We start from the raw sequence: 21963 nt of genomic DNA on the forward strand, positions 1-21963 counted from the left end.
TAATAAACCGATGAAATTAATGAAAAGAATAGCTGGCGCAGCAATTAGCTTTAGCCTTGTTGCTGGTGTGCTTGCTGGTTGTGGTGAAAAGAAAGAAGAATTAAATATTTATAGTTGGGCTGACAATTTTGATGAGCAAGTGCTAAAAGATTTTGAAAAGAAGTATAATGTGAAAATTAACTATGACAAGTACGCAAGTAATGAAGAAATGCTTGCGAAATTACAAGCTGGTGGCGCAAAGTATGACTTAATTCAGCCGTCGGATTACATGGTTAAAACAATGGCGAAAATGGACTTATTAGCGCCGTTAGATAAAAAGAATATCCCGAATATCGAAAATATGGTTTCTAATTTTAAAACACCTGCGTTTGATCCAGAGAATAAATATTCTTTAGTGTACACTTGGGGTGTAACAGGGATTGCATACAATAAAAAGTATGTGAAAGAAGCACCTACAAGCTGGGCGGACTTATGGAATGAGAAATATAAAGGACATGTAACGTTACTGAACGATTCTCGTGAAGTATTAGGAGTGGGTCTTAAGAAGCACGGGTTCTCAAACAGTACGAAAGACGATGCACAATTAAAGACAGCAGCAGATGATTTAAAGAAGCTGCTTCCAAACTTATTAGCATTTGATACAGATAACATTAAACAAAAATTCATTACAGAAGATGCTTGGATCGGAACAGTTTGGTCTGGAGATGCAGCATTTATCGCAAAAGATAATAAAGATGTAGAATATGTTGTACCAAAAGAAGGCGGCACAATTTGGGCTGATACGTTAGCAATTCCAAAAGGTGCAAAACATAAAGAGCTTGCTGAGAAATTTATGAACTACTTACTAGATGAAAAAGTAAGTGTGAAAAACTACGAGTCAATTGGTTACAGTAATCCAAATGAAAAAGCTCATCCTCTTCATAGTAAAGAATACCGTGATAATCACATGATTTTCTTAACGAAAGAAGAGTTAGATCGTACAGAATGGCTTGTTGATGTAGACGATAAGTTAAAAGACTATGATCGTTACTGGACAGAGCTAAAAACAAAAGGTAAATAAGCAAGGAAATGCGGTTTCTAAAGTAGAAATCGCATTTTTTCATAGTAGGAGGAAATCGTTTGAAGAAGAAGTTACATCAGTATGAGGTAATGTGTATCGGTTTGTTATTTGCTGTATTTGGTATTGTTGCTTGGCGCGTACATGCAGGTGGCGTTACAGTGATGGATACATATGTCCGTGGATTAGTAAGAGGGCTACAAACGGAAAGTTCTCTTACATTTTTCTCGTACTTTACAAAATTGGGATCAGCAATTGGGATAGTCGCTACGCTCGTTATAAGTTTGCTTGTTTTTTGGAAGAAGCGTTATTATGCTGCGATGATTGTATATCCAATGGGAATTTTAGTAACACATCTTGTGAATAAAGGGATAAAAGAGATTGTAAAGAGAGAACGTCCGTCATTAAATGAAGCGCTAGATGCACTTGGATATAGTTTTCCTAGTGGACATGCAATGCTATCAATTATGACATTTGGATTTCTTACTTATATCATTGCTGCTAATTTGAAAAGCGTAGCTGGGAAATGTGTCACAACGATTTTGATGGGTATAGTAATTCTATCGATTGGATTAAGTAGAGTCATTTTAAATGTACATTACCCAACTGATATTTTAGCTGGTTACTGCGTAGGTGGTATTTTGTTAATTATCGCGATTTACTACCATCGTTTACTTACTGAGAGATTAGGGCTTAATAAAGAGAGATAGAAAAACGTCTGGAAAAACTATTATTATAGTTTTTCCAGACGTTTTTTGTTTATATCAAGATGTGATACAGTATAAGTGACAATTGAATTATGTAAAGTAGGTGAAAATGTGTGAAGACAAATGTACATAAAGTTGATAAGTGGGGGAAGTTAGGAGCCTTTTTGTATCAGTTTCGTTATACAGTAATTGTAGCGTTACTGTTGCTCGCAATCGCACTTGGGATTTTTGCTCCAAAGCTACCGGGAGTATTAGGTGGTGACGGTTTCCAAACGGAAGGCGACTATCAAAAAACGAAAGAAATTTTAGATAAAGATTTTAAGAAGTCTCAAGATACGCTGCTACTCGTTTTTGAGAAAAATAAAGATGCTTCGCATGAGGAATTTAAAAAGCGAATAAATGAAATTGTAAAGAATGTTCAAGAGAAAGAGAACTATGAATCTTTCCATCACCCAATCCAAAATAAAGAAATGCTACAAGATGACATCGGCTATGCGACAATTTTATTTTCCGGGAAAACAAATAAGGAACGAATGGAAAAGACATTACAATTTGCTGATGAGATTGAGAAAGAAAGTAATATAGCATTAAAAGTAACACCTACAGGGTTTCCGAAAATTAATAAAGAGATTAATGAAAGAACGCAAAATGATTTAAAAGTAGCAGAGATGATTGGATTACCAATTGCGTTTCTTGTATTACTATTTTCGTTTGGTAGCCTTTTGGCATCAATTTTACCGATTTTGAATGGGGCGCTTAGTGTTATTAGTACGATGGGTATATTGTATTTCATCGGTGTTGATAAAGAACTATCTATTTTCGTGTTAAACGTTGCACCGATGATTGGACTTGCATTATCTATTGATTTTGCGCTATTATTTGTGAACCGTTTTCGAGAGGAAGTTGCTAAACGAACGGTAAAAGAAGCGATAGCAATTACATATCAAACGGCAGGACGTGCGATTGTATTTTCAGGATTATGCGTATTTGTTGGGTTATCCGGTTTATTTTTCTTTAAGATAGATTATATTCAATCTGTCGCGATTAGCGGAATGATTGTTGTCATTATGAGTATTTTATTCTCACTCACACTTCTTCCAGCACTATTATCGTTAATCGGTAAAAGAATATTAAAAAAGAATCAAGTAGCACATACGCCGGCAAAAGCATGGCGTAAATTTGCAAAATTTGTGATGAAACATCCAATTGCAATGATTATTGTTGTTACAACATTTATTGTTATTTGCTTATTACCGTTACGTACAGCTAATTTGCAGTTCCCTGGTGTTGAAGCTTTACCTGAAAAGAGTGATACAAGGATTGCATATGAAAAGTATGAAGAAGCATTTAATGAAACTGTCAAAACACACGCTGATGTTACGTTAGTTGTAGAGACGAAAAAAGATATGAAAGAAAAAGAAAGTCTACAAAAGATAGAAGAAGTCGTTCAAAAGTTAAAAGGTGATAAGAAAGTACATGAAGTAAGAAGTTTATACGACGGGTTAACTGGAATGAAAGCAGATCAAGTTGTTGGAATGTTGCAGTCGCCAGAATCAGCGAAACTAGCTCCTGTATTTGAAGCATACACGCAAGGGAATAAGACGACGATAGAAATATTTTTGAAAACAAAACCACGTACAGAGACTGCAAAACAGTGGGTACGTGACTTTAAAAAGAACTATAAAGAAACGGATGTTACGTATTATCTAGGCGGAATGACGACGTTTCAACAAGAATTAGAAGATGAAATTAAAGATAAAGTTGTAATTGGTATGTCTGTTATATTTGGATCGACCTTTGTTATATTATTATTTGCATTCCGATCTATACTCATTCCAATTAAGGCAATTGTTATGAATATACTTAGTTTAAGTGCAACCATTGGAATTGTTGTTTGGTTATTTGAAGGTGGTCATTTCGGTTTAGAAGCAAGTCCGGTTCTGTTTGTCTTACCAATCTTCATTTTTGGCCTCGTATTTGGGCTTAGTATGGATTATGAAGTATTTCTTATTTCACGTATTCATGAGCTCTATGAAGAAACAGGAGATAACGATCAAGCAACGTTAGAAGGGCTCGTTTCAACAAGTAGAATCATTACATCAGCTGCTTTAATAATGATTGTTGTAACTGGTGCATTCGCATTTACTGATATTTTACCAGTAAAGCAGATGGGTCTTGGCGTTGCATTAGCAATATTTCTTGATGCAACAATTATTCGTCTTATGCTCGTACCAAGCTTAATGAAGTTATTTGGAGACTGGAACTGGTGGTTACCATTTCGAAAAAAACGAGAAAAATCATCGTAAAAAATGCTCATCAATATGATGAGCATTTTTTATGAATAGCAAAGCCTACATTTTGCAAATAGTATGTGATAAGAACATTACATAATAAGTAGGTGAAGGCAATGTTTCGTTATTTTAAGTTTAAGTTAAATGATACAGTACAGTTTGCCGAGAACGATGGGCATATGTATCGCATTGTCGGTTATCGGTTAGAAAAAGGATTTTATCCAAAAGATGAATGGACTCATATCATTTATGAACTACTTAGAGAATTTGACGGGTATACGATGGATGCGGAAGAGGAAGAACTTGTAAAGGTCGTTCAAGTAGAGGATGAGTATTACAAAATACAAGAAGTATCAGGTTATCGCTATCCAGTAAAAATGAAACAAAAACAACAAGTGATGAAAATAGAAAAGATGGACGATTTATTAGATGCTTACAATGATTATAAAAGGTTGGCGGATTTCTTTAAGGATTTATCGTATGAACAAAAAGCTGAAGAAGTATTGTTAGAAATGAAAAGACTTAGAGCTTGAGGGGCAGTCTATTATAAGACTGTCCTCTATTTTTGACGGTGCATCAAAGTGTGTTTTCCGTTACAATGAGAGAATCAATAGAAATAAGGTGATAAACAGTATGGAAACAAAGAAAAAGGGTAAATGGTGTGAAATTACCGTTCCAGCTAAATGGAATGGTATAAGTATTGAATCGGTATTAAAAGTAGAATGGGAAATACCGAAAAAGCTATTACATCAGCTTCGTATGGAAAAAGGTGTTACGGTTAACGGGGAACAAAGAAGATGGAATGAGCTTTTAAAAGAGAACGATAAGTTACAAGTCCATATGTTTGCGGAGGAAGAGTACGGTGTAGATCCAGAATATGGTGAATTACATGTAGTATACGAAGATGATCACGTACTTATCGTAAATAAACCAGAGCAAATGGACACACACCCTGCTGAAAAAGGTGGAACCGGGACGCTTGCAAATCTTGTTGCTTTTCATTTTCAAATGCAAGGTTTAGAGACGAAGGTGCGTCATATTCATCGTTTAGATAAAGATACGACAGGTGGTGTCGTGTTTGCTAAGCATAGAATTGCTGGTTCAATTATGGATCGCTTATTAATGGAAAGAAAAATTAAAAGAACGTACGCAGCGCTCGTTGAAGGGAAAGTAAAGAAGAAACAAGGAAAGATTGATGCTGCTATCGGAAGGGATCGCCATCATGCTACAAGGCGTCGTATTTCTCCAAAAGGTGACCAAGCTATCACATATTATAAAGTAGAAAAGTATTTTAAGAAGCAAAACACGACTCTCGTAACGTTACAATTAGAAACGGGTAGAACACATCAAATTCGTGTTCATATGAGTCATAATGGTAATCCATTAGTTGGGGATGTATTATATGGTGGACAAACAAAATATATGTCCAGTCAAGCATTGCATGCGATGAAGATACATTTCTTGCATCCAATTACGAAAGAAGCGATTGAAGTTGATGTGCCGTTTCCTACAAAGTTAAATAATAAAATAAAAGAATTTCAAAAAGAAAATGCGTAAAGTATAAGTTTTAACTTGAAAAAAGTAGATTTTTGCAGGGATTTCTCTAAAAGAAGCGAAGCCGTTAAGAGAAAAGAGAGGTGAGAATCACTTGATTAAATATAAGTATGTACTGGGAATATTTTTCGCTTGTCTTTTACTTACTCTATTTCTCTATCCCTATTTACCAAATCGTATGGCAGTACATTGGAATGTAAATGGTCAGCCAAACGAGTTTATGAGTAAACAAGTCGTTGTAGCATTTATTCCCTGTTTTATTATTTTTTCATATGGATTTTTGTATATTATTTCACATAATATATTTAAGTTTAATGAAAGAGAGCATGGTATTATAGGCGGATTTATAAAGAAAATTACGTTATTTATGTTGTTTATTCATACGCTTATCCTCTTTATTAATTTTGGGGATTTGATATCCTTTCAAACAGGATTAACGATTGGGATTAGTATGTTTCTTTTTATGCTGAGTAAAGAATTTAAGAAAATAAAAGGCAAAGAAAAAGAAAAAGATCCAATTAAATTACAAAAAATTTGTTTAGTGAGTAGACGGATTTTTCAAGTGATGGCATGTGGCATATTGTTTTCATTGTTTTTGAACTTAGAGTGGGGATTTTATGTATTGCTTAGTGTAATAAGCTGTGGATCTATGTTGTTTATGTTATATATTTTCTATTCATACATAATAGAAAGCTATGAAACTTAAAAAAGAGTCTTCTCATTATGAGAAGACTCTTTTAATCTATTTACTTCGTAATAAATTGTTGTGTCCAGTAGTTGCCGCTTTCTACATAACCAACACCGATGTGAGTGAAGCCGTTATTTAAGATGTTTGCACGGTGTCCAGCGCTGTTCATCCAAGCTTGTACTACTTCTTCAGGTGTACGTTGACCTTGAGCGATGTTTTCACCTGCAGATGTATAAGAAATACCAAATTTCTTCATCATGTCAAACGGAGACCCGTATGTAGGGCTGTTATGATCAAAGTAGTTGTTTTTTTGCATATCTTCAGACTTAATACGTGCTACTTTGCTTAATTCAGTATCGATTTTTAGTGCTGGTAAGCCTTGTTTTGCACGCTCAGCGTTTGTTAATTCAACAACACGTTGTTCAAACTCGCTTAAAGATTTTGCTTCTTCAGCAGGCTTTTGCTCAGCTGGTTTTTGTTCAGCAGGTTTTTGAGTATTGTTGTTTTCAGCAGGCTTTTGAGCTTCTGGTTTTTGAACTTCTTCAGCAGGCTTTTGCTCGGCAGGTTTTTGCTCAACTGGCTTTTGAGTTTCTGGCTTAGCTGTTGGTTGCTCAGTTACAACATTTCCAGTAGGTTGTTGACCAGGAATGAAGCAGTTTGGTTGGAAGTTTCCTTGTTGCCATTGTGCTAATGATTCAACTCCCATAGATTGTAAGAATGCTTGTAATTCTTGTTGGCTCATTTGTTTCATCATTACTTTTGAATGCTGAATATTTTGAACCTTTACGTTAGATGGTTGTACTGTTGCAGCTTGTGCATCTAGAGAAGATACTCCTAAAGTAAGAGCTGTTGCAGCAGCTACAGATAATAAAACACGCTTTTTCATGATGTGTGTCCCCCTATATAAAGTTTTAATTTGTTTTCACACGATTTGTTTTTGACAGCCTGTCTGACTGACAAATTCATCGTAGCATACAATTTGCGAGAAAAAAGATGGAAAAAAATTCATAGACTTTAAAATTACCTAATTTATCCTAAGAGAAGAAGGGAGCAAAAATAAGAGAAATATAGAGTATAAAAGGAATTTATAGTGTTTTTATACTTGGTTTTAAGAGGGGGTTTTTGGATAAAGTTACCTAAATAGAAAATGAAGAATCCTATTGTATCAATGGTTTGAACGTTTTTTTGAGGAATATAATGGATTGATTTTTACAAAACTGTAATGTTTCTGTTGTTCTTTTTTATAATAAAGTAACATATTTTTAATGTTGTAGCAGACAAAAAAGCGGCTATCTCTTTACATAGACGAAGGAGATAGCCGTTTTCCTATTATTACGTATGTTACGAGTTAGTTTCAATTGCTTCTAATAATAAATCCACAATGTGAATTCCTCTCATTTTATGAGAAAGCCCTTCTCGCTCAATACCCAATTTCATTTGTAATAAACAACCTGGATTTGCAGTAACAATGGTTGCTGCTTCTGTTTCATGCACACGGTCCATTTTGTAATCTAGAAATTCCATTGATAACTCTGAATGAACAATATTGTAAATACCAGCAGAGCCACAGCAGCGGTCGGCATCTTTCATTTCTCGATATGTTGCACCTTGGATAGCCTCTAGTAACATACGAGGTTCAGAAGATGTGCGCATAACATTGCGTAAATGACAAGAGTCTTGATACGTAATAACTTGCGGCGTGAGTCGTAAGTCAGTTCGCTTATGGAAGTCTAGTTCTACTAGTATAGCAGTAATATCTTTAATTTTAGAAACAAACTGCTTAGCACGTTCAGCCCAATCCGGATCATCTTTTAAAAGATAATCATAGTCTACGAGATAAGCCCCGCAACCACCTGCATTCGTAATAATATAGTCGATGTTTAAATCTTCGAATGCTTTTATATTTCGCTTTGCTAATTCTTTTGCTCCACTCTTTTCACCAGCATGTCCATGCAATGCACCGCAGCAACTTTGTGTTTTTGGAATAACGATATCACAACCAGCTAATTGAAGAAGTTTCATCGTTGCGTTATTTGTTTCTAAAAACATCGTATCCATTAAGCAGCCTGTGAAGAATGCAACTTGTTTTTTCTTTGTGCTTTCTGCAGGTAAAAATGAAGGACGATCTTTCATGGCTTTCATTTTAGGGACTTTTGGTAAAACGAGATCCATCGTTGCAAGCGTTTCAGGGAATAACTTCATAATCCCTGTTTTATGTGTTAGCGTTTGTAAACCAGAACGTTGATAAAATCCGATTAGTCCAGTTAATGTTCTCATTCGATTTTGATGGGGGAATAGTCCTTCAAAAACGACTTTTCGAACAGCTTTCACTGGCACTGAGAATTTTTTATTTTGATTAATAATATCACGAGCTTCTTCTAATAAATGTCCATAATTTACACCAGATGGACAAACAGGTTCACAAGCACGGCAACCAAGACAAACGTTTAATGTATGTTCAACATCTTCATCTGGTTCGATTAAACCATCAACGACTGCTTTCATTAATGCGATACGTCCGCGTGGTGAATGTGACTCTTTATATCCGGATTGAATGTAGGTAGGACAAGTAGGTAAACAAAAACCGCATCGCATACAGTTTAGTAATTCATCTTCACTTAATCGTTCTTTAAATTCTTTTTGAATATTTTCTTTATTTAATGTGGTCATTGCTCAACCACCACTCTTTTTCGAGTGTCTTTCGCGAACATTTTTCCAGGATTCATAATGTTATTTTGATCGAAAGCTTGCTTTATTCCTTGCATAGCTGCAATACCTTCTTTACCTAATTTCATTTCTAAATATGGAGCTTTCATTGCACCAACACCATGTTCACCAGTAATTGTGCCACCAAGTTCAATTGCTTTCGCAAATATTTCAGCAAAAGCTTGTTCAGCTCGGTGCATTTCTTCTGCATTACGAGCGTCTGTCATACAAGTTGGATGTAAATTACCATCACCAGCGTGTCCAAACGTACAAATAGGAATATTATATTTTTTTGCAATGGCATTAATAGCTTCAACCATCGGAGCGATTTGTGAACGTGGTACAGTCGCATCTTCTAATATTGTAGTAGGTTTTAATCGTGCGAGCGCTGATAGAGCACTACGGCGAGCGGTACGAAGCGCATCTGCTTCTGTTTCGTCTTTTGCAATACGAACATCAACTGCATTCATAGAGCGGCAAACATTAGCCATGTTTTCAATATCTCGATTGACTACTTCGGGAGGGCCGTCTTGTTCAATTAATAAAATTGCTTTTACATCTGTAGGTAAACCGATTTGCGCAAACTCTTCTACTACTTCAATTGTCGGTTGGTCTAAGAACTCCAGTGTTGCTGGAATGATTTTATTTGCAATAATAGAAGAAACAGCACGTGCAGCTTCATTAATATCTTCATATAGTGCAAGCATTGTTTTCTTTGTTTCAGGCATAGGAACAAGTTTTAATATAGCTTCTGTTACCACGCCAAGTGTTCCTTCAGAACCGATAAATAAACGAGTTAAATCGTAACCAGCTACATCTTTTGCTAATTTACCACCAGTGCGAATAATATCGCCATTTGGTAAGACAAGTTCAAGCCCCATTACATAATCACGTGTTACGCCGTATTTCAAACCGCGTAATCCACCTGAGTTTTCATTAATATTACCGCCGATTGTAGAAATTTTCATCGAGCTTGGATCTGGTGGATAAAATAAACCTTTTTCTTCTACTGCTTTAATAATATCAAGTGTAATGACACCAGCTTGTACAGTAATTGTTAAGTTTTCTTCATCAATTTCTAAAATATTGTTCATATGGCGGAAAATAAGGACGATACCGCCTTCAAGTGGACATGTTCCTGCGCAAAGATTTGTTCCAGACCCGCGCACATACACAGGAATTTTGTGAGTGTTACATACTTTTAATACTTCAGCTACTTCATTTGTATTACGAGGAGCAATGACTGCATCAGGCATTGCTTGGAAGTTTGGAGTGGCATCATAACTATAAGTTAAACGCCCCATATTGGATGTATCTACATTATCTTCGCCAACAATAGATACGAATGAATGAATAATTTGTTTTTCTAACATTGGAAATCCCCCTCAAACTGTTAACGTGTTTAGTTATAATAAACAACGTGGTAACAGTGCTTTCATTATAATGATAAAAAAGTCGAGGGATTCTTTCTATGTATAATCATCTAAAGATTAATCTGTTTTATCGTTCTTTTTTGTATGATCATCTAATAGGAGGAGTGCGAAGTATAAAACGTTTAAGTCTTTGAATTGCTTTGGATCAAGTCCTGTATGTTCTTCAATCTTTTTTAGCCTGTAATGTAATGTGTTAATGTGTATATGTAATTGTTTAGCCGTCTGTTTATAAGATTGGTTATAATCGATAAATAAGCGCAAAGTATGTATAAGCTCAGGAAATGATAATAAGTTTTCGATGGTACGCTCTAGAAATTGTTCACGCGTTTCGGCAGAAATATCTTGTAAACACATTTCTAAACGTAAATCTTCATTAAATACAATTTTTTTCGTTTCCAATGATACAGAAAGAGCGCGTAATGCTTGTTCGTAACATATGTTCATATTGTTTGAGGTAACTGTTTGTCCAATCCCGATATATAAAGAAATAGAAAATAAAGTTTCGCAGTCTTGTTTTAACCGTTTTAAAAATTGATAAGTTTGCTCTTTTGAGCTCGTTGCTGTAAATAAAATAAAACGATCATTTCCCCAACGAACAAATAGATGCTCTTTTGTTAAAATATTACGTATGTGTTGCCATATTTTACGCTGGAGCATCGTGTCATTTTTGCCAATAGAAAACAAAATAAGTTGTTTTTTCTTATATAAATCAATGCCAAGTGTTTTGGCGCGATCAAGAAAACTCGGGGACCACTCTGTATTTTGAAGCCAATCAAAGACAAAAGCTTCATAAGAACGGTGCTCAAGTTCTAGTTGCTCTAAAAAGTAGTTTTCATGAATTAATAATTCGGTCATCTTACGCAATATTTCTCCGTAGCGTGAAATATTTTCAGGTTCTCCTGTAATCCCAATGACACCAATTACTTCATCATGAAATAATAAAGGAAGATTCATCCCAGCCTTTACACCTTGCAATCGCCTTTCATCTTCTTTTGTAATGATGACGGTTTTCTTTTGTTTGGCGCAGCGGAGTGCACCTTCATGAAATTGACCAATTCTTTCTGTATCTGTACTTGCGATAATAACGCCTTCTATATTAATGATAATAATATTTTCTGTAATTAGTCTGCGTACTTCTCGTACAATTTTATTCGCTAAATCAGGAAATAGCATAATTGACACACCTCAAATTCTATTTGTTGTACATTATATATGTAAATTGAGTAAGAAAGGGAAATTTCACACTTTCCACACATTTATTTGTTATTTTACAATTATAACGAAATCATCCGAAGATGGAGGGAATCTTTTGAGAAAGTATGTTTTTCTTCTCTGTTTTTTATTTCTACTAGTAGGGTGTCAAGGAAGTTCATATACACCAATTGCTAAAGATAAAAATGTTATTATAACTACGAATATAAAAGAAGGCAGCATTAGTTTTATTGATAAAAAAGATAAAAAGTTAATTACGACATGGGAACTAAATGAGCCAATGGCCGGAATCACACTGCTTCCAAATGGCGATGAAATACTTGTATACGGTAAGCAATTAGAATATATGTATGTATATTCACTAGCGGAAGGAAGGCAAGTGGGAAAATATAAAACTGGAAAGGGCATTGTAAATGTGGTGGTATCAGCAGATAAAAAACAATTATTTGCTGCTGATCAAAATGTTCAAAAGGTAAGGTTCTTTACGATAAATGGGAAAGAGACAGGAAGTGTTTCAACAGGAAAAGGGCCTATAACGATGGTAGAGTATCAGAATCGGTTATCTGTACTAAACTTTTATGATACGAAACTAACGACAATTGATACGAAGAAAAAAGAAGTTATTCAATCCTTTATGATTCCGCCAGCATCAACAGGAGCGACGATTAGTCCTGATGGGAAAGAAATATGGATTGGCGGACATGGTGATGGAAATCAAGTAAATGAGAAAGTGTTAGTGTATTCTTTACAGAGTGGAGAAATGGTGCGTTCTTTACACGCTCCATTTATGCCTGTGAATATAACGAAGGATAGTAAGTACGTATATGCACTCAGTCATGGATCGAATACACTTAGAAAGTTTGATATTAGCACATATAAAGAAATAGCTTCTGTAGAAGTAGGGTCGAATCCATTTGCATTTTTTGAGAGCGGAGCAGAAGGGTATGTAGCCAGTTATGATAGTGATGAAGTGTGCGTTATAGATATGAAGAATTTGAAAATAAAACAAACAATTAAAGTCGGAAAAGGACCGTTTCAACTCATAGAGAGGGAAGGGAAGGACAATGAATAAATATAGAGTGCTAGTTGTAGATGATGAAAGTGATATGAGACAGCTTGTTGGAATGTATTTGGATAACTTTGGATATGAGTGGGGAGAAGCTGAGAATGGAAAAGAGGCTCTTAAAAAACTAGAAACGGATCATTATGATTTCGTTGTATTAGATATAATGATGCCAGAAATGGATGGACTTTCAGTTTGTAAAGAAATTAGAAAAACGTCAGATGTGCCGATTATATTTTTAACGGCAAAAGGTGAAGAGTGGAATAGGGTGAACGGCTTACGTATGGGAGCAGATGACTATATTGTAAAACCGTTTAGTCCTGGTGAATTGGTTGCCCGTATGGAAGCTGTGCTAAGAAGATATACAAAGCAAGAACAGCAAGAAGAGATTCAATTTGGACCAATTCTTATCAATGAAAAAAGTAGACGAATAGAGGCGGGTGGTGAGCCGATTTCTCTTACTGTAAAAGAGTTTGATTTATTATATTTTCTTTGCCAACATACAGGACAAGTATTTAGCCGGGAGCAATTACTTGAAAAGGTATGGGGATATGATTATGCCGGAAGTACAAGAACGGTAGATACGCATGTGAAAACGATGCGCTTGAAGCTTGGAGAAAGTGGAAACTACATTCAAACTGTTTGGGGTGTAGGCTATAAATTTGAGGTGTAACGTATGTTTACGATGGTACAAAAACTTTGGCTTACAGTAGTATGTGCAGTATGTGTAACAGTGTCCTTTCTTTATTTCGTATCTTTATACTCGTATGAAAAATTATACGTTGATAATTTAAAAGCTTCGTTAGTAATGGAAGGAAAAAGTCTTGCTGCTCAATATGATAAGCGTGAAGGAATATCAACTTTTGAAGAGAAAGTAAGATCGTTTGATCAAATATCTAGTTCAGACGTTATTTTCGTGTCTAATCCGCGTGATTTAAGCGCATGTTTGCCTTTTGATGTGCATCATCATTCTCTTATAAGTGAAGGAGATAGGCAAACGCTATTAGACGGGAAAACTGTGACAAAAATAGGATATGAAGAACATTTTGACCGTAATATTATGGGGGTTGTCATCCCTGTATTGGAAAATAAAAAATTAGTCGGAATTGTCTATTCGTATATTCCTTTAAAAAGTATAAAAGATTTAATCTATGATATGGGTCTTATTTTAGCACCGTTAGCAATTGCTATGATTTTAATTACGATATGGGTTGGAAGGAAAATTATAATTGCAATTACGAAGCCACTTTCGCAAATGGAGCGGGTTGCAAATCATTTGGCTACGGGAGATTTTTCGGAGCGGATTACAGTTTCTTCAGAGGATGAAATTGGACGATTAGGAAAAGCATTTAATAAAATGGCAAATTCATTAGAAACAGAAGATGTAAAGCGTAAGGAATTTTTAGCAAATGTTTCGCATGAACTTAGAACACCACTTAGTTATATAAAAGGGTATAGCGAGGCTATTTTAGATGGTGTTGCAAAGGGACCGCAGCAGGAAAAAGTAACGCAGCTAATTCATAAAGAAGCAGGTCGTATGCAGCGTCTCGTTCATGACTTGTTAGACTTAGCACAATTAGAAGGTGAGCACTTTCCGTTAAAGAAGCAACCTATCGTTTTTTCACAGCTGATTGAAGACGTATTAGATACGTATGAGATTAAGTTTATAGAAAAGGAAATTCATATTTCAACCAATTTAAATCCAGAGGTCATTGTCATGATTGATGAGGATCGTATGCAACAAGTGCTTCATAATGTGTTAGATAATGCGATACGGTATACAAATCAAAAAGGAAATATCGTTATAACTTTAGAGCAAATCGATGATTACTGTGAATTAAAAATAAAAGATACAGGAATTGGTATTGATATAGAACATTTGGAGAATCTTGGAGAACGCTTTTACCGAGTTGATAAAGCGAGAAGTCGTCAACACGGTGGAACAGGTTTAGGCCTTGCTATTGTGAAACAAATTGTTCATATACATGGTGGACAGTGGAAAATTGAAAGTGAAAAAGATAAGGGAACAACGGTTATTATTAAACTGAATGTACAGGATGAGGGGAGCATGTTCTAATTTTTAGGACATGTTCTTTTTATTGAAGAAAATATTTATCCCGCTATTCGCCGGGCAGTAAGACACTCACCTCAAAATTCAACGGAAGCAAAGAAGTTAGGTGGAGGCCCTGCTGCCCGTAAAAGCCCGATTGGTGAGAGCTAATAATCAGTGGGCGATGAACAAAACCTCCACTGATTAAAGTTTCACTTTATACGTAAAAATATAAATTAATATGTAATAAATATCGAAAATTTGACTATTTTATGAACAAAACATTTGTACTTCTTATCAATTCGGTCTAAAATAGTTATGATGCAAAGTTCTTATAAATCGTTTCAATTGTTGTTTGGAAGATACTGAGGTGATTTAACTGGAGTACAAATCTATTAAACCGAAAAAAATTTACGAAGAAGTATCTGAAGCTATTTTAACAATGATTAAAAATGGTACGTTAAAACCTGGTGACAAACTACTCCCTGTGCATCAATTAGCTGAGCAGTTTCAAGTTGGCAGATCTGCTGTTCGTGAAGCGCTAAGTGCGCTAAGAGCGATGGGCTTAATTGAGATGAAACAAGGAGAAGGTACATATGTGAAGAACTTCGATTCTTCTTCATTAACGAAATCATTAAACAATAGATTATTAATGAAGAAAGAAGATATTTTGAATTTATTAGAAGTACGAAAGGTGCTTGAAGTGGGGGCAGTTCGAGTAGCGGCGGCAAAACGTACGGAAGATAACTTACAAAATATGAAACATTGGTTAGATGAAATGGCAAAGAGCATTGGAGATGAAAAGGCTGGCGAAAAAGCCGATTTTCAATTTCATATGGGAATTGCAGAGTCTTCGCATAATAACATTTTGCTTGAACTCATGAATCATGTTTCAGAGATGATTGCTGAAACAATTGGTGAATCAAGACGCATTATTTTATATGGTGAACAAACGACATCAGAACGACTTATAGAAGAGCATCAAGTTATATATGATGCGGTGTTAAAACAAGATGTAGAATTAGCGCAGCAAGCAATGCTAGATCATTTAACAAATGTAGAACATATTGTCACAGGTAAAAACGATATAAATTCGTAATTTAATCTTTTAAAAATTTAATTTTCTGATAAAATAGAGAAAGATTAAGTAAGCGTTTTCTTTAGAAGAGGGAGAGGATAGGCCATGGTTGAGCCTATTTCTTCTCTACTAAGTCATCTGATGACCATATGTTTGTTGGTGAAGTTGTAAAAAGGGGGAGTAATAGTTATGAAAGTTACTTTATTTGTTACTTGTTTAGTCGATATGTTTGAAACAAATGTCGGCAAAGCAACAGTTGAAGTGTTGGAGCGTTTAGGTTGTGAAATTGAATTTCCAGAAGCACAAGTTTGTTGTGGGCAGCCTGCTTATAATAGCGGCCATGTAGAAGCAGCAAAAGAAGCGATGAAACATATGATTGAAACTTTTGAAGGTGCAGAATATATTGTTACGCCATCTGGTTCTTGTGCGACAATGTTTCATGAGTATCCGCATGTTTTCAAAGATGATCCAAAGTGGGCTAAACGTGCACAAAAAGTTGCTGATAAAACTTATGAATTTACACAGTTTATTGTAGATGTTTTAAAAGTTACAGATGTTGGTGCAAGTTTACCAGGGATAGCTACTATTCATAAATCATGTCATATGACGCGTATGCTTGGAGTAAAAGAAGCACCAGGAATTTTATTATCAAATGTAAAAGGATTAACTGTGAGAGATTTGCCAAACGTGCAAAATTGTTGCGGGTTTGGGGGAACGTTTTCAGTTAAGATGACTCCAATTTCTGAGCAAATGGTAGACGAAAAAGTAGATAGTGTCATGGAAACAGGTGCAGATTATTTAATCGGTGCAGATTGTGGGTGTTTGTTAAACATTGGCGGACGTATTGAGCGTTTAGGAAAAGAAGTAAAAGTAATGCATATTGCTGAGGTACTGAATAGTCGCTCATGAAGGGGGAACATAAGCTATGTCTATGAAAATCAGTGAGAAAAAATTTAATGATCGCGTTGGTGATGGAATTCAAGATTCGTTTATGCGCGGAGCAGTATCTTCTGCACAAACGCGTTTATATACGAATCGCTTAAAAGCTGCAGATGAATTAGGAAACTGGGAAGAGTGGCGTGAACTAGGTGAACAAATTCGTCAACATACGTTAGAAAATCTGGATTATTACTTAATGCAGTTAAGTGAAAATGTATCAAAAAGAGGCGGACACGTGTACTTTGCGAAGACGAAAGAGGAAGCTGCAAAGTATATTCAAGACGTTGCCAAAAAGAAACAAGCGAAAAAAGTAGTAAAATCAAAGTCGATGGTAACAGAAGAAATTAGTATGAATCATGCGCTTGAAGAGATTGGCTGTGAAGTATTAGAGAGTGACTTAGGAGAGTATATCTTGCAAGTAGATAATGATCCACCTTCACATATTATTGCACCTGCACTTCATAAAAATAGAACGCAAATTCGCGATGTATTTAAAGAAAAGCTAGGCTATGAAAATTCTGATGACCCATATGAAATGACAAAGTTTGTTCGTAAACAACTTCGTGAGAAATTTATGGATGCAGAAATTGGTGTAACTGGTTGTAACTTTGCTGTTGCCAATACTGGATCTCTTTGTTTAGTAACGAATGAAGGTAATGCAGATCTTGTTATGTCAATTCCTAAAACACAAATTGCGGTAATGGGTATGGAACGTATGGTTCCGACAATGGAAGAATTAGATGTTTTAGTTGGTTTACTATGTCGTAGTGCAGTAGGTCAAAAATTAACAAGTTATGTAACAGTAGCAGGACCAATTCAAGAAGAGGAAGTTGATGGACCTGAAGAATTCCATTTAGTGGTTGTTGATAATGGTCGCTCTCAAATTCTTGGATCTGAATTCCGTTCCGTATTACAATGTATTCGTTGCGCTGCTTGTGTTAACGTATGTCCTGTATATCGTCACGTTGGTGGACATTCATATGGATCGATTTACTCAGGACCAATCGGTGCGGTATTAACACCGCTTCTAGGTGGATATGATGATTACAAAGAGCTTCCTTATGCATCTAGTTTATGCGGAGCATGTACAGAAGCTTGTCCAGTAAAAATTCCATTGCATGATTTATTATTAAAACATCGTCAAGTCATCGTTGAGCAAGAAGGTCGTGCACCACTTGCAGAAAAACTAGCGATGAAAATGTTTAGTATGGGTGCTTCTTCAGCTGCTTTATATAAAATGGGTTCAAAAATGGCACCAGCGGCAATGAGTCCATTTACATCTGGTAATCGTGTATCAAAAGGTGTTGGACCACTTAAAAACTGGACGGATATTCGTGAATTCCCAGCTCCAAGTAAAGAACGATTCCGTGATTGGTATAAAGATCATAAGAAAGGCGGGGATAAATAATGACAGGATTAATTCAAAACCGTGATGCCTTTCTAGATAACATTGCAAAAGAACTTGGGCGCGCACGTAAAACAGAAGGTGTAGAGCGTCCAGTATGGAAAAGTAATGTGAATATAGAAACGTTAAAAGATTATTCACAAGAAGAATTACTAGAAGTGTTTAAAAAGCAATGTACAAACATTCATACAACTGTAGTAGAAACGACAAATGACCGTTTAGGTGAAGAACTTCAAAAAGTAATCATGGAAAACGGCGGGGGACCTATTTTATTATCAGCAGATGATCGTTTTGATGCATATGGTTTAACATCTTTATTTAAAGAAGAACTTCCAAAGCGAGACGTTGAAGTAAACGTATGGGATCCAGAGAGAAAAGACGAAAATATGCGTTTAGCTGAAAAAGCGAATATTGGTATTGCATTTAGTGATTATACATTAGCCGAATCTGGTACAATTGTTGTACAAAGTCATAAAGGGCAGGGACGTTCTTTACACTTTTTACCGACTGTATATTTTGCTATTATTCCACGTGAAACACTTGTGCCTCGTATTACACAAGCAGTTCAGGATATGAACTCACGCGTAGAAAATGGGGAGACAGCGGCATCTTGTATTAACTTTATTACAGGGCCAAGTAACTCGGCTGACATTGAGATGAATCTTGTTGTCGGAGTACATGGACCATTAAAAGCAGTATATTTCATCGTATAAAAGAGGGGAAAGCAGGCCGGAAAATGGCCTGCTTTTTTAGTAGAATAAAGGATAATATGAAGTAGAAGTTCTCTCCTTTTTTTGCTATGTTTTTTGGGAAAGGAGAGGAAGGGATGTTCACTTATTTATATGCACTGTTAGCAGGGATGGTGTTTGGTTCTTTTTTTATGTTAGTTGCGGTGAGGGTTCCATTAGGTGCGTCTATTATTACCCCGCGTTCACATTGTTATTATTGCAAATATGTGCTAAGGCCAAAAGAACTAATCCCCATCATTTCATTTTATATACAAAGAGGCTGTTGTACGAATTGTAAGAGGAAAATTCCAATTATATATGTAGCATTTGAATGTATAACAGGAAGTATATTTCTTCTTACCGTGTATATGATTGGAATAGAACGAGAACTTATTATCATTTTATCCCTTTTTTCGCTACTTCTTATTATTTCAGTTACAGATTACTTATATATGTTAATTCCTGATTGTATTTTAATTTCGTTTGCGGTTTTACTCATTCTCGAAAGTGTTTTTGTACAATTAGTTACTTGGACAGATAGTATAGTTGGTAGTGGTGTTATATTCCTTTTGTTATATTGCATGCAAAAGATATATCCAGAAGGGCTTGGCGGAGGAGATATAAAACTACTTTCGTTACTTGGTTTTATAGTAGGAGTGAAGGGAGTTTTTATCGTTTTATTTTTAGCATCTTGTTTTAGTCTTTGTTTTTTCGGGATTGGTATCGGATTAAAACGTATAGAAGTACGAAAGCCAATTCCATTTGGTCCTTTTATTAGTCTTGGGGCAATGTGCTATGTATTAGCTGTTTATTCAAATTAGAGAGGGAATCGAAAATGAACGTATATATGGATGATCAAAGAAGTTGCCCGTTCGGGTATGTGTCCGCAACTACAGTAGAATGTGCCTTGCAAATGGTTCGGGATTATGATGTGAATATTCTTTCCCTTGATTATAATATGGGCTGGGGAGCAAAAAATGGACTAGATTTTGTAGAAGCTTTTTGTACAGAGGGATTATATGTAAATGAAATTCACCTTCATACGAATGATGTCATCGGTATGCACAAGATGAAACAGAGAATGGATAAGGGAAAGGAAGAAGGAGAAATTAATCCTCACCTTGTTGTTAAATACGTGGGAAGCTAAAAACTCCAAAGTAAAACTTTGGAGTTTTTAGTGTTTCATATGTGCTTGTAAAGGAATAATCTCTTCTTGTTGAGCTACTGCGATTTCAGTTTCTTCCTGTTGAACTTCAGGTGTTTTCTTTGTTAAGTAGTGGTATACCATACCGACAAATACTGATCCGCCAATAATGTTACCGATTGTAACAGGAATTAAGTTATGAATAGCACCTGAAAAAGAAATTGTCTCAGGATGCGGTGAAACTAAAGATAAAGCAAAGAGTGATAAGTTTGCAATACTATGTTCGTAACCAGATAAGAAGAATGTGAAAACAAGTAGCATCATGACTATTATTTTTGCTGTGTCACCTTTAACCTGAGAAGGTAAGAAACAAGCAAGACATACGAGCCAGTTACATAAAATGGCTTTAAAGAATAACTGCATTGTAGGTGTGTTCATCTTTCCTTCAACGACTTTATTCATTAAGTGACCGTGATCAATTGCTTCAAAAATTCCAGTTGCGTAAAATAGTAAGGCAAAGAATAACGCGCCGGCTAAGTTACCTGCATAACAAGCAACCCAGTTACGTAGTGTATCAGAAATCGTTGTTTCTTTTCTTAAAGTTGCTACAGTAAAGTACATTGTGTTCCCAGTAAACAATTCAGCACCGCCATATATAATAAGTACGAGAGCAATCCCGAAAAACATAGAAGCAGCTAAATAAGTTGCTGGTGAATCTGCAATGTGAAAAAAGTTACCTAATTTAAAACATAGTACAATAATAAAACCGATATAAATACCCGCAAGTGCAGCACGAATGAAATATTGCATTGGGTTTGTATCTAGTATTTTCTTTTTGCTTTTAGCCAGTTTGACAACATAATCTAGTCCTTGTTCTAGCATGAGTAATACGCTCCTTTAGTAAATCTTCTATAAATACTCCTTATATGAATAAAGTACATGGAATTGTTCTCACTTTCAATAAGTTTGTGCAATGTTTCACAAAAAGGACATACATACATTAAGAAAACGTTTACAAAAGGTAGTATAATGTAATTTTTTCTGGACATTGAGAGGAAGAAAGAAAAAAGAAAAAGCGCTGTAATTACAGCGCTTTTTCGTCTAAATTCTTTTCTACTTTTACTTCTACTTCTTTTGAGAAGAACCAACCACCAACTGCGATTCCGACTAATACAATCCAGAATGTAAGCTTCCACGGAGTGGATTCTGGGAATGAATGTGGAATTACATTTAATGCAGGGTGTGCTAATGTATAAACTGCTAGCTTCACACCAACCCAACCTACAATTAAGAATGCTGCGGTTTCAAGTCCTGGTTTACGTTTTAAGATTTGTACGAAAGCAGTTGCTGCAAATCGCATAATGATTAATCCGATAAGTCCACCTACAAAGATAACAGCGAATTGCCCAGTATCAAGACTACCAATTGTACCTAATCCTGTTTTTGGTAAAGTCATTGCTAGTGCAACAGCAGCTAAAATTGAATCAACTGCGAAGGCGATATCAGCAACCTCAACTTTAAATACAGTCCACCAAAAGTTCTCTTGTTTTTTCTTTGCTTCTTTTTCTTCTGTTTCTTCATCTGTATTCTTTTTAACATATGTTTTAAATAAGTGATTACCAGCGATAAACATAAGGTAGATGGCACCGATTGCTTGCACTTGCCATACATCGACTAAGAACGAAATCATAAATAACGATCCAAATCGGAAAACAAATGCCCCCGCTAATCCATAAAATAGTGCTTTCTTTCGTTTTTCTTCTGGTAAATGTTTTACCATAATTGCAAGAACAAGAGCGTTATCAGCCGCTAAAATCCCTTCAAGTGCAATTAGGATGAGTAATACCCAACCATACTCCAATAATAATGATACATCCATGTACATTCTCCTCTCATTTCTATAAGTTC

The 21963-nt window shown here is 35.6% G+C and carries 21 protein-coding genes; 15 read left to right on the plus strand and 6 right to left on the minus strand.

The genetic code is table 11. From position 1 onward, the window contains the following. Positions 1-10 precede the first annotated feature (10 nt). The 6 genes from potD (at position 11) to M1D73_RS06475 (ending at position 6315) form a co-directional block, all read left to right on the plus strand. On the plus strand, positions 11-1060 hold the full coding sequence (potD, locus tag M1D73_RS06450) for a spermidine/putrescine ABC transporter substrate-binding protein PotD (RefSeq protein ID WP_000772485.1): 1050 nt from the start codon (positions 11-13) through the stop codon (positions 1058-1060). A 59-nt stretch (positions 1061-1119) separates the two neighbouring features. Then, complete coding sequence (locus tag M1D73_RS06455) at positions 1120-1767, plus strand: phosphatase PAP2 family protein (RefSeq protein ID WP_000727797.1); 648 nt, start codon at positions 1120-1122, stop codon at positions 1765-1767. 110 nt (positions 1768-1877) lie between these two features. Further along, positions 1878-4070, plus strand: a complete 2193-nt coding sequence (locus tag M1D73_RS06460) for an MMPL family transporter (protein WP_000856405.1) — start codon at positions 1878-1880, stop codon at positions 4068-4070. A gap of 101 nt (positions 4071-4171) precedes the next feature. After that, entirely contained in the window at positions 4172-4588 is a 417-nt protein-coding gene (locus tag M1D73_RS06465; RefSeq protein WP_000490301.1) for a hypothetical protein, read from the plus strand. Positions 4589-4688: 100 nt separating this feature from the next. Continuing rightward, positions 4689-5612: an RluA family pseudouridine synthase gene (locus tag M1D73_RS06470; RefSeq protein WP_098212771.1), complete on the plus strand. Its 924-nt coding sequence runs from the start codon at positions 4689-4691 to the stop codon at positions 5610-5612. A gap of 91 nt (positions 5613-5703) precedes the next feature. Continuing rightward, complete coding sequence (locus M1D73_RS06475) at positions 5704-6315, plus strand: DUF1648 domain-containing protein (RefSeq protein WP_006917704.1); 612 nt, start codon at positions 5704-5706, stop codon at positions 6313-6315. A 40-nt stretch (positions 6316-6355) separates the two neighbouring features. Here M1D73_RS06475 and M1D73_RS06480 read toward each other — a convergent pair whose 3' ends face one another. The 4 genes from M1D73_RS06480 to M1D73_RS06495 form a co-directional block, all read right to left on the minus strand. Beyond that, entirely contained in the window at positions 6356-7183 is an 828-nt protein-coding gene (locus tag M1D73_RS06480) for a CAP domain-containing protein (RefSeq protein ID WP_000747603.1), read from the minus strand. Positions 7184-7638: 455 nt separating this feature from the next. Continuing rightward, the gene (locus M1D73_RS06485; RefSeq protein ID WP_000209620.1) at positions 7639-8967 is read right to left on the minus strand and encodes a (Fe-S)-binding protein; all 1329 of its coding nucleotides are present in this window, start codon (positions 8965-8967) and stop codon (positions 7639-7641) included. After that, on the minus strand, positions 8964-10376 hold the full coding sequence (glcD, locus tag M1D73_RS06490; protein ID WP_121868146.1) for a glycolate oxidase subunit GlcD: 1413 nt from the start codon (positions 10374-10376) through the stop codon (positions 8964-8966). The genes M1D73_RS06485 and glcD overlap by 4 nt, the downstream gene beginning before the upstream one ends. Before the next feature lie 117 nt (positions 10377-10493). Further along, positions 10494-11609, minus strand: a complete 1116-nt coding sequence (locus tag M1D73_RS06495) for a CdaR family transcriptional regulator (protein ID WP_000898641.1) — start codon at positions 11607-11609, stop codon at positions 10494-10496. A gap of 136 nt (positions 11610-11745) precedes the next feature. Between M1D73_RS06495 and M1D73_RS06500 the strand changes: the two genes are divergently transcribed. From M1D73_RS06500 to M1D73_RS06540, 9 genes are all read left to right on the plus strand, one after another. Next, on the plus strand, positions 11746-12720 hold the full coding sequence (locus M1D73_RS06500; protein ID WP_001234154.1) for a YncE family protein: 975 nt from the start codon (positions 11746-11748) through the stop codon (positions 12718-12720). After that, entirely contained in the window at positions 12713-13384 is a 672-nt protein-coding gene (locus tag M1D73_RS06505) for a response regulator transcription factor (protein ID WP_001046398.1), read from the plus strand. Before M1D73_RS06500 ends, M1D73_RS06505 begins: the two co-directional genes overlap by 8 nt. A gap of 3 nt (positions 13385-13387) precedes the next feature. Further along, the gene (locus tag M1D73_RS06510) at positions 13388-14788 is read left to right on the plus strand and encodes a sensor histidine kinase (RefSeq protein WP_000494796.1); all 1401 of its coding nucleotides are present in this window, start codon (positions 13388-13390) and stop codon (positions 14786-14788) included. Positions 14789-15203: 415 nt separating this feature from the next. Then, entirely contained in the window at positions 15204-15860 is a 657-nt protein-coding gene (locus tag M1D73_RS06515) for a FadR/GntR family transcriptional regulator (RefSeq protein ID WP_000594450.1), read from the plus strand. A 168-nt stretch (positions 15861-16028) separates the two neighbouring features. Further along, complete coding sequence (locus M1D73_RS06520; protein WP_098212769.1) at positions 16029-16748, plus strand: (Fe-S)-binding protein; 720 nt, start codon at positions 16029-16031, stop codon at positions 16746-16748. A gap of 16 nt (positions 16749-16764) precedes the next feature. Further along, a complete protein-coding gene (locus M1D73_RS06525; protein ID WP_000061930.1) occupies positions 16765-18186 on the plus strand; it encodes a LutB/LldF family L-lactate oxidation iron-sulfur protein in 1422 nt (473 codons plus the stop codon). Beyond that, a complete protein-coding gene (locus M1D73_RS06530) occupies positions 18186-18896 on the plus strand; it encodes a LutC/YkgG family protein (protein WP_000147189.1) in 711 nt (236 codons plus the stop codon). The genes M1D73_RS06525 and M1D73_RS06530 overlap by 1 nt, the downstream gene beginning before the upstream one ends. 113 nt (positions 18897-19009) lie before the next feature. Continuing rightward, positions 19010-19732, plus strand: coding sequence for a prepilin peptidase (locus M1D73_RS06535; protein ID WP_000495726.1), 723 nt, complete (start codon positions 19010-19012; stop codon positions 19730-19732). 14 nt (positions 19733-19746) lie between these two features. Beyond that, entirely contained in the window at positions 19747-20058 is a 312-nt protein-coding gene (locus M1D73_RS06540; RefSeq protein ID WP_001103770.1) for a cyclic-phosphate processing receiver domain-containing protein, read from the plus strand. A 27-nt stretch (positions 20059-20085) separates the two neighbouring features. Here the strand turns inward: M1D73_RS06540 and M1D73_RS06545 are convergent, their stop codons facing one another. Both M1D73_RS06545 and M1D73_RS06550 read right to left on the minus strand, forming a co-directional pair. Then, positions 20086-20937 carry a formate/nitrite transporter family protein gene (locus tag M1D73_RS06545; protein WP_000893025.1) on the minus strand — a complete coding sequence of 284 codons (852 nt, stop codon included), beginning with the start codon at positions 20935-20937 and terminating at the stop codon, positions 20086-20088. 202 nt (positions 20938-21139) lie between these two features. After that, complete coding sequence (locus M1D73_RS06550) at positions 21140-21934, minus strand: TerC family protein (RefSeq protein ID WP_000383314.1); 795 nt, start codon at positions 21932-21934, stop codon at positions 21140-21142. Positions 21935-21963 lie beyond the last annotated feature (29 nt).

The organism is Bacillus sp. PK3-067 (assembly GCF_056738645.1).